At 41.0% G+C, this 13,832-nt stretch carries 12 protein-coding genes and 1 rRNA gene; 7 read left to right on the top strand and 6 right to left on the bottom strand.

Features of this window, described 5'->3' with window-relative positions; translation table 11 throughout:
* Positions 1-158 precede the first annotated feature (158 nt).
* Positions 159-273: ribosomal RNA gene (gene rrf, locus H5159_RS09045) — 5S ribosomal RNA — on the top strand.
* 154 nt (positions 274-427) lie between these two features.
* Here rrf and H5159_RS09040 read toward each other — a convergent pair.
* Positions 428-955: a sugar O-acetyltransferase gene (locus H5159_RS09040; RefSeq protein ID WP_182780178.1), complete on the bottom strand. Its 528-nt coding sequence runs from the start codon at positions 953-955 to the stop codon at positions 428-430.
* A gap of 154 nt (positions 956-1,109) precedes the next feature.
* On the opposite strand from H5159_RS09040, the gene H5159_RS09035 reads away from it, so the two are divergent.
* The 4 genes from H5159_RS09035 to H5159_RS09020 all read left to right on the top strand — a co-directional run bounded on the left by H5159_RS09035 (position 1,110) and on the right by H5159_RS09020 (position 6,503).
* On the top strand, positions 1,110-1,874 hold the full coding sequence (locus H5159_RS09035; RefSeq protein WP_182780177.1) for a DeoR/GlpR family DNA-binding transcription regulator: 765 nt from the start codon (positions 1,110-1,112) through the stop codon (positions 1,872-1,874).
* Between the two features lie 38 nt (positions 1,875-1,912).
* The gene (gene glmS / locus H5159_RS09030) at positions 1,913-3,733 is read left to right on the top strand and encodes a glutamine--fructose-6-phosphate transaminase (isomerizing) (protein ID WP_182780176.1); all 1,821 of its coding nucleotides are present in this window, start codon (positions 1,913-1,915) and stop codon (positions 3,731-3,733) included.
* Between the two features lie 112 nt (positions 3,734-3,845).
* The gene (locus H5159_RS09025; RefSeq protein WP_182780175.1) at positions 3,846-5,036 is read left to right on the top strand and encodes an alpha/beta hydrolase-fold protein; all 1,191 of its coding nucleotides are present in this window, start codon (positions 3,846-3,848) and stop codon (positions 5,034-5,036) included.
* A 159-nt stretch (positions 5,037-5,195) separates the two neighbouring features.
* On the top strand, positions 5,196-6,503 hold the full coding sequence (locus H5159_RS09020) for a DEAD/DEAH box helicase (RefSeq protein ID WP_182780174.1): 1,308 nt from the start codon (positions 5,196-5,198) through the stop codon (positions 6,501-6,503).
* 98 nt (positions 6,504-6,601) lie between these two features.
* Here the strand turns inward: H5159_RS09020 and H5159_RS09015 are convergent, their stop codons facing one another.
* Both H5159_RS09015 and H5159_RS09010 read right to left on the bottom strand, forming a co-directional pair.
* Positions 6,602-7,996 carry a 5-methyltetrahydrofolate--homocysteine methyltransferase gene (locus H5159_RS09015; RefSeq protein WP_182780173.1) on the bottom strand — a complete coding sequence of 465 codons (1,395 nt, stop codon included), beginning with the start codon at positions 7,994-7,996 and terminating at the stop codon, positions 6,602-6,604.
* Between the two features lie 27 nt (positions 7,997-8,023).
* The gene (locus H5159_RS09010) at positions 8,024-10,435 is read right to left on the bottom strand and encodes a TonB-dependent receptor (protein ID WP_182780172.1); all 2,412 of its coding nucleotides are present in this window, start codon (positions 10,433-10,435) and stop codon (positions 8,024-8,026) included.
* A 139-nt stretch (positions 10,436-10,574) separates the two neighbouring features.
* Here H5159_RS09010 and H5159_RS09005 point away from each other — a divergent pair, with 139 nt between their 5' ends.
* Both H5159_RS09005 and H5159_RS09000 read left to right on the top strand, forming a co-directional pair.
* Positions 10,575-10,991, top strand: coding sequence for a MerC domain-containing protein (locus H5159_RS09005; protein ID WP_076925521.1), 417 nt, complete (start codon positions 10,575-10,577; stop codon positions 10,989-10,991).
* Between the two features lie 140 nt (positions 10,992-11,131).
* A complete protein-coding gene (locus H5159_RS09000; RefSeq protein WP_182780171.1) occupies positions 11,132-11,983 on the top strand; it encodes an alpha/beta hydrolase in 852 nt (283 codons plus the stop codon).
* Positions 11,984-12,151: 168 nt separating this feature from the next.
* On the opposite strand, the gene H5159_RS08995 is transcribed toward H5159_RS09000, so the two are convergent.
* The 3 genes from H5159_RS08995 to H5159_RS08985 all read right to left on the bottom strand — a co-directional run.
* Positions 12,152-13,054 carry a homocysteine S-methyltransferase family protein gene (locus tag H5159_RS08995; protein WP_182780170.1) on the bottom strand — a complete coding sequence of 301 codons (903 nt, stop codon included), beginning with the start codon at positions 13,052-13,054 and terminating at the stop codon, positions 12,152-12,154.
* 178 nt (positions 13,055-13,232) lie between these two features.
* Positions 13,233-13,481: a DUF3297 family protein gene (locus tag H5159_RS08990; RefSeq protein ID WP_002963088.1), complete on the bottom strand. Its 249-nt coding sequence runs from the start codon at positions 13,479-13,481 to the stop codon at positions 13,233-13,235.
* A 231-nt stretch (positions 13,482-13,712) separates the two neighbouring features.
* Positions 13,713-13,832, bottom strand: a 120-nt coding sequence (locus tag H5159_RS08985; protein ID WP_166379625.1) for a cold shock domain-containing protein, incomplete at its 5' end; no start/stop codon positions are given.

Here is a 13,832-nt window from a genome sequence, read left to right as displayed (position 1 = left end):
TGAGGCTTAACCATACAACGCCAAACGCGTTTTATGCGACAGTTTGACAGAAGTTAATATGACTAAAGTAGACATTACTTAGAAAGACTTAAAAAATATTATCAGATATTTTCCAAATTCAGTTAATGCGTAGATATACGAATTAACGCCCTAATTTGCTTGGTGACAATAGCGTTTTGGACCCACCTGATTCCATGCCGAACTCAGTAGTGAAACGAAACAGCGCCGATGATAGTGTAGCATTTGCTATGTGAAAGTAGGACATTACCAGGCTTCAAATTGTAGAGAGCCCGACTAGAAACAGTCGGGCTTTTTTACGTCTGCAGAAAAGTAAAATGTGCGCAATTAACACACACTCACAGCAACCCCCATCACGTAGGCCGGGCGAGCACAGCGACTCCCGACGTTAAAATCACATCGGTAATAACTATAGTGTTCTTATTTCACGAGCTTGATTACCCGCTACTACGGTATTAGCCATTACATTTTTAGTTACTACAGATCCTGCACCCACAATACTATTTTCACCAATACTCACACCCGCTAAAATAATAGCGCCTGCGCCAATCCATACGTTATTGCCTAACGCGATAGGGGCTGCAAAGTTTTCTTTATTAAGCCTTTCTGCTGGATTAGTAGCATGTGACACAGATAAAAGCTGAACGTTCGGGCCTATTAAACAGTCATCACCTATGGTGATTGAGTAATTGGCTAATGGCGAATCTAGGAGTGTGCAATTAATATTTATAAAAGTACGATCACCAATAACTATTTGATTGCCATAATCGCAATGAAACCCTGACTCTATAATTACGCCTTCACCGCATTGAGCGAATAGCTCTTTAATGCGTTTTAAATTACCTTTACTCGGGCTTTTATTGAAGAGTCGGCATATTTCGCCTGTTTGTTTACGTAGGGCTAAAAGCTCTTTGTTTAAGCTATTAAATGGCTGCATTAAAGTTTCTTTGTTTAGTTAAGAGATGCTGTGACTATTTTACCTTTATTATTACTCGTTGAAAGCTGCTTTATTTTTGCTCGTTCACTTGCCATTTAATTAGTTTCGTTTAGAATTGCACATCTTTCGAAACGAAACTTAATCTACGAGCTTTATGACCAAACGAAACACCCAGCAACGCCGTCATTTAATACTTACTCAGGTAAATGAGCTAGGTGAAGTAGCTGTTGAAAAGCTTGCGGAGCAGTTTCAAACATCTGAAGTAACCATTCGTAAAGATTTAACCGCGCTTGAAAAAAGTGGCTTATTACTGCGCCGTTACGGCGGTGCTATCGCACTGCCTAAAGAAATTGTAAGTGACGAAATAGACTCTAAGCGAAAAGTAGCAATAGCTAAGGCTGCTGCAGCACTTATAAAAGATCATAACCGCATTATTATTGATAGCGGGCGTACTACGGCCGCTATGATCCCAGAGCTTGCAAATAAGCGCGGGTTAGTTGTAATGACTAACGCGATTAAAGTGGCGAGCCGTTTACTATCACTTGAAAACGAGCCAACACTTTTAATGACTGGCGGTACTTGGGATCCGCATTCTGAGTCGTTTCAGGGGCAAGTTGCCGAAAACGTATTATGCTCTTATGACTTTGATCAGCTATTTATTGGCGCAGACGGTATAGATGTAAAACGTGGCACAACAACCTTTAATGAGTTAGTTGGTTTGAGCCAAGTAATGGCAAAAGCGGCTCGTGAAGTAATTGTAATGGTTGAATCAGATAAGATTGGCCGAAAAATACCAAATTTAGAATTACCGTGGAAAATAGTAACCACATTAATAACCGACAATGGCTTAGCAGATGAAAAGCGCAAAGCAATTGAGGCGTGTGGTGTAAAACTAATTTGCGCTGAATTTATTGAGTAGCCACAAAGTGGTAAATATACAAGATTATTGGAGAGATTATGTGTGGAATAGTTGGGGCAGTTGCAGAACGTCCAGTAAATAGAATACTGATTGAAGGGCTGAAGCGACTTGAATACCGTGGCTACGACTCTGCCGGTGTAGCACTACTAGAAGGCTCTACGCTAAATACTGTAAAAGCAGTAGGTAAAGTAGTTAACGTAGAAGCAGCTCTAGAAAAAGCAGGTGTTAGCGGTCATACAGGTATTGCACATACGCGCTGGGCAACACATGGTAGCGTTACAGAAGCAAATGCACACCCACATGTATCAAACAACCAGTTAGCACTTGTGCACAACGGTATTATTGAAAACCACGCAAGCTTACGCGCATCGCTTAAAGAAGAAGGCTACGAGTTTCTATCTGAAACCGATACCGAAGTAATGGTGCACTTAATTCATAAGCTTCGTAAGCAGCACACTAGTTTACTTACAGCAGTACAAGCTGCTGTTAAACAGTTTGAAGGCGCTTTTGGTACAGTTGTATTTGATAAAGCGAACGACAACGAAATCATTGTAGCGCGCTCAGGTAGCCCTCTTGTTATTGGTTTAGGCCTTGGCGAAAACTTTATAGCTTCTGATCAGTTAGCACTATTACCTGTTACTCGTAGCTTCATCTTTTTAGAAGAAGGCGATGTAGCGCGTATTACACGTAACACAGTAGAAATTTTTGATGAAAATGGCGACGCTGTAGAGCGTGAAGTGATTGAGTCAAACATTACACAAGATGCATCAGGCAAAGGCGACTACCGCCACTACATGCTAAAAGAAATCTACGAGCAACCACTTGCGGTACGTAATACCCTTGAAGGGCGTTTAAACGACGACCGCGTAGCAATTGATGCCTTTGGCGAAAGCGCTCAGCAAATATTTAAAGACGTAAAACACGTGCAAATTATTGCCTGTGGTACGTCTTACCATTCAGGTATGGTTGCACGTTATTGGCTTGAGCAATTTGCAGGCGTTAGCTGTAATGTAGAAATAGCTTCTGAATTTAGATACCGTCAGTCGTTTGTTCATGAAAATAGCTTACTTGTTACTATTTCTCAATCGGGTGAAACTGCCGATACGCTAGCTGCATTACGCCTAGCTAAAGAGCAAGGTTACATGGCCTCAATGACCATTTGTAACGTACCTGGTTCATCGCTTGTACGCGAATCAGACCTAGCCTTTATGACTAAAGCTGGCGCTGAAATAGGCGTGGCTTCTACTAAAGCATTTACAACGCAATTAGTTGGTTTGTTAATGCTTACTGCGTCTATAGCTCAAGAAAAACAGCTTGATCAAAGTGCTATTGTTAATGCTATAAAAGTACTACCTGCTAAGCTTGAAGAAACATTACTGCTTGCAGATGGCATTGCAGACCTTGCAGAAGAATTTGCCGACAAGCATCACTCACTGTTTTTAGGTCGTGGCTCACAATATCCAATCGCAATGGAAGGTGCGCTTAAGCTTAAAGAGATTTCGTACATTCACGCAGAAGCCTACGCAGCGGGCGAGCTAAAACATGGCCCACTCGCACTTATTGATGCTGACATGCCAATTATTGTTGTAGCACCAAACAATGAGTTATTAGAAAAGCTTAAATCAAACGTAGAAGAAGTACGCGCACGTGGCGGCATTATTTACGTATTCGCAGATAAAGATTCACACTTTGAGTCAGACGACACAATGCGTGTTATCAACGTAAACCACACTGACGACATTATTGCGCCAATTGTTTACACACTGCCATTACAGTTACTGTCGTACTACGTAGCGGTAATTAAAGGTACCGACGTTGACCAACCTCGTAACTTAGCTAAATCTGTTACGGTTGAGTAAAATCAATAGGTTATTATTTATTAGTTAAAACTAAAAAGGCGCTCGATGCGCCTTTTTTTGTACCTCAAAGCCTGTTAGATTAAATAACACACTATTTTCTAAAGGATTAGCTATGCGTTTATTCACTGCTATTTTTATATATAGCTTATTTATAGTTTCTAATAACACACTTGCAGAGCCTGATTTAAAACAGCAAACCATTAGCTATAAGCAACAAACGCATACTATCAATTCAGTAATTTTAAATGAGCTACGTACCGTTGTAGTTCAACTTCCAAAGAGTTACCAAGCTAATCCAAACAAAGTTTATCCAGTTATTTATCGCCTAGATGGCGCGGGTAACATACCGCTTATAAGTGCTGTAATGGATCGACTGCAAAATAATAATCTTGCGCCTGAGGTTATTATTGTCGCTATTGAAAACACCAATCGCTTAAGAGATTTATACCCCACAGTTAATAAAGAGCCACAAGGCCCGGTAGGTGAAGGTGGTGGTGCAGCAAGGTTTTTAGCATTTATTGAGCAAGAGCTTATGCCCTTAATTAATAAAAACTATCGTACGCATAACTTTAATGTGATTGCTGGGGGCTCAGCAGCAGGCGTGTTTGCACTTTATACTATGCAAGCTAACCCTGAGCTTTTCCAAGCGCATATTGCTTACAGCCCTGCCGTTTGGTGGAACTATGGCGCATCGGTAAAAAGTACAAAATCGTTTATAGCTAAAACAAAAGACCTGAATAACTACGTTTATATCAATATTGGCGAAGAAGCCGGCATAATGCGTGAAAGATACGATGAATTACAGCAATCACTGCAATCGCATAAAGTGCGAGAGCTACGCTTCTTTAGTAATGCGTTTGACGGTGTCTCGCATAACCTGACTTCCGTTGCTGGTGCATTTAATGCCTATCACAACTTATTTTTGCCTAAACAAATGCCCATAAGTGATTTAACTGACGATGTAGCCTCTATTGATGCTTATTATCAAAACTTATCTCAACAATGGGGCGAGCAGGTTGCGCCACCAGACCGCGCTGTTAGATCACTCGGTTATAACTTAACGAGCAGCAAGCAGTTTACCCGCGCTATAGAGGTGTTTAAGTACAATAAAAAAAACTACCCAAAATCAGTCGATGCGCTTTCAGCCTTATCTTATGGCTATGAAATGCAGGGGGATACTCGTCAAGCGCTTGAAAATATGGAATCTGCTCTAGCAATTGCAGATGACTCATACCCTTATATAAATTACTTAAAAGAAACAAAAGCTAGACTACAAATAGCTTTAGGCAAAGACGAAATATAACCACTTTTTAATCCAACTCGATTGTTATATATTTAAAGAGAAAAGGGAGTAACAGCTTTTCTTTTTTTCTAAAACCACATTAAAATCACTAACCCCTACTTAACGGGTAATAAATACGCTAAAATTGCAGGCTATTTTAGTAATGAGCCCGCAAATTTTATGACCTCAGCCGCAAATCCTAGTAATTTCAACGAACTTGGCCTAATTCCAGAGCTAATTGCTCGATTGTCTGATCTTGAATACACACAACCTACACCTATTCAGGCACAAGCAATTCCGAGTATTTTGACGGGAAGTGACTTAATTGCAGGGGCAAATACCGGTTCAGGTAAAACAGCAACGTTTGCATTACCTATGTTGCAAAAAGCTTTCCTTGAGCAGGGCGCTAAAAATACTGCCAGCAAAGGTAACTTTGTAACGGGGCTTATTTTGGTACCTACCCGTGAGCTTGCTACGCAAGTGGCCGATAGTGTTAAATCGTACTCTGCAAACTTTAATGGCGCGATTAAAACAGTAGCTGTGTTTGGTGGTGTATCGGTTAATACACAAATGCAGGCTCTTCGTGGCGGTGCTGATATTATAGTGGCAACACCAGGACGTTTACTCGATTTAATCTCAAGCAATGCTATTAAGCTCGATAAACTAAATACGCTTGTGCTTGATGAAGCCGACCGCATGCTAAGCCTTGGTTTTACTGAAGAGCTTGCTGAGCTTTTAGCGTTAATGCCTGCTAAAAAACAAACCATGTTGTTTTCAGCAACTTTCCCTGAGCAAGTTAAGCTATTAACGCAAGAGCTTTTAAACGACCCAGTTGAAATACAAGTACAAAACAAAGATGAAAGCACCTTAGTACAGCGTGTTTTTACCGTAAACAAAGGTGAAAAAACCACAGTTTTAGCACATTTAATTAAAACGCATAAATGGCGCCAAGCGCTGATTTTTGTGAACGCGAAAAAAGACTGTGAGCATTTAGCTAGTAAACTTGAAAAGCGCGGTGTTAATGCACAAGTTTTCCATGGCGATAAAGGCCAAAGTGAGCGTACTCGCGTAATAGAAAAATTTAAAGCGGGCGAAATCGAAGTACTTATCGCAACCGATATTGCTGCACGTGGTTTAGATATTGAGAAGCTGCCAGTGGTAATAAACTTTAACCTACCACGCAGCCCTTCTGATTATATGCACCGTATTGGCCGAAGCGGCCGTGCTGGTGAAGTTGGTTTAGCGTTATCGTTAATTGATTATGAAGACTTTCATCACTTTAAAATTATTGAGAAGAAAAACAAACTACGCTTAGAGCGTGAAGGGGTTACAGGCTTTGCTGTAAACCAAGCTAACCTTGATGCTGCACAGGCGCTTAAAAATGAAAAGCCAATGGCAAAACCAGAAGGTACAGGCAAGAAAAAGAAAAAGAAAAAAAATAAAGCCGATGATATAGATGATGTATGGAGTGGCTGGCGCCGTAAGTAACAATAGAGCTAAATAAATAGCTGTAAAAAACCCGTAATTAGTAAACCTAATTACGGGTTTTTTACTTTGTGGGTTTAACTTAAAGCGCTAGTTTTAAATTAATGCTCGTGATCGTCTTCCTCTTGCGCAATACCCAGCCAAGTAATTGCACTTGGGGCAAAAGTAAGCTCAACCTCACTTTCAATTTCTAAGTCTTCTAAGTGTACTTGCACAACGTGCTGAGCAATCGGGTCGGCTACATAAGCAAACTGACCATTTTGCGCCACTGTCATGCTAAAGCTCATGCCCTCTGGCATAGTTGATACATCTTGCTCGGTAATATCAACTTGGCCTTCAAGCTCCCAGTGCATTTCGTCATCATGGTCGTGTGCGCTAAATACATTTAAAAAGCCTAAGCTGTCTAATATTAAAAAGTGCTCTCCATGGGCTGAAAAAGAGTACGACACAGCACTTGCGCCATCGGCTTGTTGCCATTCTAGTTCTTCCATTTGAGCTGTTGCTGGGTTAATAGTTACAATTACGGCTTCGCCCCCACCGTGGCCAGACGCTACGCCAATAAAGGTCTCGCTATCTTCGTGGCCATAAATACTACCAATACGTAAATCGCCAACAGCTGCAATATTCGCTATTTTTTCAGCTTCATATTCATCATCTTGTTGGTGGGCTAATAACACACCATCGCTACAGCCAAATACTACATAATCGTGGTTTTGTGCTGCGCCGTGTAAATCAGGGCACGTAACTTCTAAGGTTTGTTCAAGCTCGTATTCACCATCATGAAAATGATAAACACCTACTTGGTCTGGCAGTACTTTAGCAACCGATGTGCTTTCGCTGTCATCACGGCGAAGTGTTGATAATAAATGCTCTCCTCGTGGCTCTGCTACACCGTGCATATTAATATCGTAGCTAATACCCGGTAGCGTTGCTGTTGCGCTGGTTATGTCGTTATCTGTTAATACTTCAACAGAGGCAACCGTGCCTGAGTCTGCATCACCATCATAAAAAACAGCTAATTGGCCGTCATGTTTTACAAGGTGAGTAGGGCGGCTGCCACTTGTTAGCTCATAACTGCTAGCTGCTGGGCTTTGCTCATAGTCGTGTAAATGCTCGCCATGGTCTTCACGCCATAAACCACCATCAATAAAGCCTAGGTAATCTTGTGCGCGGCTTGCAATAACGGCATAACGAAAATCAGGTGATGACGACAGTGTGTTTGAATCATTCGTCAGGGTAAATGTTTCAAGTAAAGCGTTGTCATCTAGGTCATAAAAGCTGGCTTCGTTGCTATCGCCTGCAAGCACAGCTAATCTGCCTAATGAATCAATTGTGTAGCCATCATCATGGTCGTGATCATCATCGTCATGATCGTGCTCGTCTTCTACAACAATCGGATCTTTTTCTACAATGTTGGTTTCTGCATCGCCACAGGCTGTTATAAATGTAGCGCTAATGGCCAGTGCAATAAGCTTTAATTTGTATAGTTCTTTCATGTTAGTTTCCCTTTATTTAAAATTATTTTAAAAATAACCGCGAATGCCTAGCGCAAAGCTACGCCCTGGACGTGGTGCTATATCTTTTACAAACGAGCTGTGCACGCGTGCTTCTGTATCTGTTAAGTTAGTGCCTCGTAGGTACACAGACATATCTTGGTTTAATACTGAAAGGTCATAAGAGATGCTTGCATCAACCAATGTGTAACCGCCTGTGGCTGTTTCTTGTGGGGCTGTGCGGTCTTGCTTTTGATAGCGAGTAACGTGAATATGCGCACTTAATTTATCTGTTTGATAGCTTAACTCGCTACCAAAACGAAGCGGTGGTGTACGGGGTAAATCGCCGCCGTCTTTAAGGCGTGCACGCACGTAATCAGAGAATAAATCTACTTTAAATTCATCGGTTAATTGCCACGCAATTTGCGCTTCAAAACCGTGTAAAATTACGTCGTCTGTTTTAAATAAATAAACAGGTAGCTCTGATGAATGGTCGTGTTCGTCAGCGCCTTCTTCTTCATCGCCATGGTCGTGTCCACTTTCTGCGTATAAACCAGTGTCTATTTGGTAATAATAGTTATCTACTTGGTTGTAAAAGGCATTTAGAATAAAGCCAACATCGCCTTGAGTTTTACGTAGGGTTAAATCGATATTATTGGCTGTTTCCAGATCTATTGCTTGATCAGATAAACCCAAATGGCCATCTTCATCTAAATCAAATAGTGCGCCTACTTCGTATGTGCCAGTACCAATGTGCGGCCCAAACGATAACAATTCAGAGGCAGAAGGCGCACGTTCAGAGCGCGACACAGAAAGGCCTAAGTTATAGTTAGATGTAAAATCCCATACTACCCCTGCCGATAAACTGATTGGCGTAAATTCATGCTCTACGTCAAATACGCGAGTGGTTTCTGCGCTTTCTTCGTGGTCGTGATCATGCTCGTCGGTTTCTCCTTCTTCATCATGTGCGTGAGCGTTAATATTTGGCAGTAATACGTCGCCTGCTTTAATTGTTACACGCTCAATACGCCCACCTAACTGCACTAAAAAATCCCCAAAGTGACTTTCTTCCATTAACGCTACAGCAAAGCTTTCGGTTTTAGATGGAGGCGTAAAAGCCTCTTCACCTTGTGCTTCAACATCGCTTTGCTTGTAATGAAAGCTAATACCGCCATTCCATTCGTTAAATTGGTTATGCAGTAGGTCTATGCGTAATTCGTTTGTTTCGTTTTTAAATGTGGTGCCTACAGCGCCACCTTCAATTTCAGCGTGTTCGTAGTCGGTATGGCCAGCGCGCAGGTTAACTTTGTTTAGCCATTTATTATCTAGGTTGTACTCACCTAATAATTGCACTTTAGTTTGCTCTAAATCAGCAAATACGCTTTCTTCTTCGTCGCTGTGTTCTTCCTCTTCTTCCTCGCCGTGCGTATGGCCTGGAATACCGTATTGACGATTAAATTGCTCTACTGCTAAGCCAATAAAGCCGTTATCCATTAAATAGCTAGCGCCAACAGTAAAACCATCAGACTCTTCATTACTGTTTTCAACTTTGTAATCGCCACTATGGCCTTCACCGTCGTTATCTATAGCTGCGGCTACAGGTACCTCGTAGTCATCAGCTTCACGCCAAAAAGCATCGGCATAAAATGCCACCGAGTCTGTGCCAGTGGTGGCATTAAACGAGGCCACTTTTTGGTTATCAACAGAGTTATGTTCTACGTTCCACTCGCCGCGTGTTGTACTGTCGGTTGGTACGCGGTTATCTACCACATTTACTACGCCACCAATTGCGCCACTGCCATAAAACAGTGTTGCTGGGCCGCGTAAAACTTCAATTTGTTGTGCGGTAGACGCCTCCGAAGCAACAGAGTGATCGGGGCCAACGCGAGATACATCACTGACATCAAGGCCATTTTGAGTAATGAGTACACGCGGGCCGCTTAAGCCACGAATAATAGGTGTGCTGGCTACTTTTCCGTGAAAATTTGTATTAACGCCTGGGAGTTTTTCAAGGCTATCGCCAAGGGTTGCGGCTTGTTGGCGCCTTAGTTGTTCGCCAGATAAAACACTAACAGGCGACGCAGATTCCATTGCCGACATATGAATAGGGGTTGCTTCAATATCAATAACTTCAATAGGCGAGCGCTTTAAATTAAAAGTAACCGATTGGTTATCATCATTCGTTATTGTTATATCTAGATGGAGATGCGCATAACCAGGGGCTACAACATGTAGCTCTTTTAAGCCATTGTTTAGCTCTGCTATTACAAATTTACCGTTTTCATCGGTGGTTACTTTAAGGTCTGAGCCTTCAACTTCTACTGTTGCATTGGTAACTACTTTACCTTTGTTGTTTAAAACAACGCCCTCTATTGTGGATGCAAGCACACTTGCAGGTAATAAAGCTGCTATGAGAACAGCTAATTGTGATCTACGTTTCATTTGACTACCTTGGTGGATGTTATATTATATCAATTATGTGGGAAATGTTATAATGTATCAATAGTAATTAACTATTGTTACTTAAATGCCTTTTAAAACGTAAAGCCGTTGTTTAAAAAATTGATGAGTAGAGGAAGTAATGAAGTCGAGTCAAAGTGTTATGGATCGTATGGCGATTGGGTTATCGTTAATGTGTACAGTACATTGTTTTGCAACCCCGGTTATTTTAGCGCTATTGCCAAGCTTTGCTGTACTGCAAATAGATAGTGAACAATTTCATTTATGGATTCTTGCGGCAGTACTGCCAACAAGTTTATTGGCATTAAGCTTAGGCTGTAAAAAGCATAAGCGTTTACGTTATATGGCCTGCGGCGTTATTGGGTTAGCCTTTATGATATGTGCGGTATTGCTAGGACATGAGGTCGCCGAAAAAGCGTTTACTTTAATTGGGTCGGCCTTTATTGCTGTAGCTCATTGGTTTAATTACCAACAATGCCTTAAACAAAATGACGATAACTGCCCGTGTTCAAGCGCTGAAACTGATCAGGCAGCTTAGCGTTATCAGTGCTACAAACAGCTAACATGTAGCACTGCCTTTCAATATTTAACTTTTTTTTTAATAGCCTAAAGCTAAAAGTGAGTTAAAGTAGTCATTCAATATCGATTATTACGCTTGGCTTAGGTTAATTAATATAAATGAATACTGCTTTAAAATACTTGCTGTTACTCTGCGCTTTAATGTGTTTTAAATTAAGCGCAAATACCCCGTACCAAATCCCTAGAAGTAGTGTTATTGAGTTAACTGAGCCTGCTACTAAACGGGTATATCCTGTTTTTATTCAGCTCCCTAAGTCATATAAAAAGCATCCTGAAAAAATATATCCAGTTATTTATTTAACCGATGCACCGTATACGTTTCCTATTGTGGCGGGTGCTACACGGTTTCCTATGAATAGCGGCAATATGCAAGAGGCTATTATTGTGGCCATTAGCTACGAAAAAGGATCTAGAGGGTCTAATAGTCGAATTAGAGACTACACCCCAAATAAGGCTCAAAGCTGGGAAAAGCAAACCGGTAACGCTCAAAATCATGCGCTGTTTTTAAAAAATACTGTGCTGCCATTTATACAAAGTAACTACCGAGCAAGTAGCACACAAAAAACCTATATAGGTAATTCTTTAGGCGGGTTATTTGGTGCCACTATTTTATTTACGATGCCCGATTTATTTAACAATTATATTATTGGCAGCCCATCGGTTTGGTTTAACAGCAATGCAGTATTAGCGCTACAAGCACATAAGCCTAAAGTGCCTACAAAGGTTTATATATCGGTAGGGGCAAAGGAAACGCCAAGCTTTGGTGAAGGGCAAAATATGGTGGCAGGGGCAAAGCTATTAACGCAAAAAATTAATGCACTTAGCAGTGACAATATTGAATTAAAAAGCGTTGTTATTGAAGGGGCGAGCCATGCAACCGCATTTCCTACTACAGCAATACAAGGGCTTGATTGGGTGTTGGGAATGACACCAATCGACTTAAATATTTAATCATTCTAGCGTGCTAAATAGAGCGCTAACAGCGTTATAAATTTCTCATGTAGAACAGCTACATGTCGATATTTATGCCTTATTATCACGCTATTTATCTGTCGCTATAAATGCCTAATAACTTAACACGATTGGTGTAGCCAATAAGCCCTAAAAAGCACTAAAAGCTTAGGCGCTTTCAAGTTTCTTTTTCCAGTTTACCAGCACTTCAATAAACTCAGGGCCTATACCACAGCAGCCACCAATAATGCTTGCGCCCTGGCTATGCCATTTTTTAGCAAAGTCTAGATATTCTGAAGGTGAAATATCGCGATACGCTTGTGAGCCTTCGTTGGCTTTGTAATCGCGTGCTATAGGTGTAAAGCCATTAGCAAACGCCCCTAAAACAACACTTTTATTTTGCTTGGCTAATACTGCGTTGGTATCGCTAAAGGCTTGATCTATAACTTCAGGTATTGAGCAGTTAAAGAAAATACCAGCAACATTTTGTTGAAGCAAAGCCGCTACTGCGTCACTTACCAGCTCACCAGAGCGAAGTGTCGCTTGCTCGCTTATCACATCAGTTAAAGTAAATGCGTAATAACATGGCTTGTTTGAGCCTTTAAGGACGCTTGCCATAACGTGCGCTTCTTCAATACTCGATATAGTTTCGCCAATCCATAAATTTACGTGCTCGTCTTGCGCTTTGTATAGTGTATCTAAAATAGTAAATGCGCGTTCGCTTTCAAATAGTTCAGGGCGGTAAGAGCCAAATGCTGGTGGTAATGAACCTGCTACTAATACATTTTGTTTAGCATTTTGAGCTACTTCTTTTGCAATAACGGCAGCTTGCTGTGCAAGGGCTGCGCCTTGAGCTTGATATAACTCTTCACCTAAATGAAAGGGCACACAGGCGTAGCTGTTAGCTGTAATTATTTCAGCACCGGCATCTATAAAACCTTGGTGTGCTTGGGTTACAAAATGCGGGGCTTCTATTAGTGCTTGTGCGCTCCAAAGTGGCTGTGAGAACGGTGCGCCAATGCGCTTAAGTTCACGTCCCATGCCGCCATCTAAAATAATTACTTTATTCATTGTGGGTTTCTGTATATCTAAACTATATGGCGTTATTCAAACATACTTTTTAAATAATTATAATGAAACTTCATCAGGTTGAGCATGAATAAAGCTAAACCTATTAAATGAGTTATAAAAATGCACAAAAAAAGCGACTACCTAATAAGGTGTCGCTTTTTTAGTAAGCATTATTAGCTTACTTGTAAAAGGCTTCAACAGTGCCTTTTCTTGTAAGTAAAAGAGGTTGTCCGCGACGATCAAGCCCTTTTGGAGATGCAAACTTTATCCAACCTTCACTGATGCAGTATTCTTCAACATCAAAACGCTCTTTGCCGTTGAACGTGATACCAATATCGTGTTCAAAAACTTCTTCCACATGATGTGGGCTACGTGGGTTGATAGAAAGGCGATCTGGTAAAGCAGGTTTTGCGGTAGTGTCGTTCATGGTCATATTCTATATTGAATGAAGTATGCGCTATTGTAGGCAATACAACGCTTTCGCTCAAGAGAGATAGTAGTAAATGTGTTTAAAAATGTACTAATTAATGAGTTGTGTATACAAATGAGATTGCGCTTGGAAAATATTTACAGAGGAGGTTTTGAAGATATTCGACTAAATAATTATAAAGGTAAATATATTAGTGGGTTATCTCTAACCCACTAAATTGTTTAGCAATTAGATGCTAACAATGTTCTCGGCTTGTGGGCCTTTTTGACCTTGAGTAACAGTAAACTGTACACGTTGGCCTTCAGCTAAAGTTTTGAAACCGTCGCCAGAGATTGCGCTAAAATGTGC

The organism is Pseudoalteromonas sp. SG43-1 (assembly GCF_014164415.1).
Taxonomy (GTDB): Bacteria; Pseudomonadota; Gammaproteobacteria; order Enterobacterales; family Alteromonadaceae; genus Pseudoalteromonas; species Pseudoalteromonas distincta.
The sequence above is the reverse complement of the archived record's forward strand: the minus strand, read 5'-3'. Positions and strand labels throughout refer to the sequence as shown.

Excerpts from the sequence above, each read along its gene's own strand:
- H5159_RS09000 (WP_182780171.1), top strand. The coding sequence starts at position 11,132 with ATGAATACTGCTTTAAAATACTTGCTGTTACTCTGCGCTTTAATGTGT.
- H5159_RS08990 (WP_002963088.1), bottom strand. The coding sequence starts at position 13,481 with ATGAACGACACTACCGCAAAACCTGCTTTACCAGATCGCCTTTCTATC.
- H5159_RS09025 (WP_182780175.1), top strand. The coding sequence starts at position 3,846 with ATGCGTTTATTCACTGCTATTTTTATATATAGCTTATTTATAGTTTCT.
- glmS (WP_182780176.1), top strand. The coding sequence starts at position 1,913 with ATGTGTGGAATAGTTGGGGCAGTTGCAGAACGTCCAGTAAATAGAATA.
- H5159_RS09010 (WP_182780172.1), bottom strand. The coding sequence starts at position 10,435 with ATGAAACGTAGATCACAATTAGCTGTTCTCATAGCAGCTTTATTACCT.
- H5159_RS09035 (WP_182780177.1), top strand. The coding sequence starts at position 1,110 with ATGACCAAACGAAACACCCAGCAACGCCGTCATTTAATACTTACTCAG.
- H5159_RS09040 (WP_182780178.1), bottom strand. The coding sequence starts at position 955 with ATGCAGCCATTTAATAGCTTAAACAAAGAGCTTTTAGCCCTACGTAAA.
- H5159_RS09015 (WP_182780173.1), bottom strand. The coding sequence starts at position 7,996 with ATGAAAGAACTATACAAATTAAAGCTTATTGCACTGGCCATTAGCGCT.
- H5159_RS09005 (WP_076925521.1), top strand. The coding sequence starts at position 10,575 with ATGAAGTCGAGTCAAAGTGTTATGGATCGTATGGCGATTGGGTTATCG.
- H5159_RS08995 (WP_182780170.1), bottom strand. The coding sequence starts at position 13,054 with ATGAATAAAGTAATTATTTTAGATGGCGGCATGGGACGTGAACTTAAG.
- H5159_RS09020 (WP_182780174.1), top strand. The coding sequence starts at position 5,196 with ATGACCTCAGCCGCAAATCCTAGTAATTTCAACGAACTTGGCCTAATT.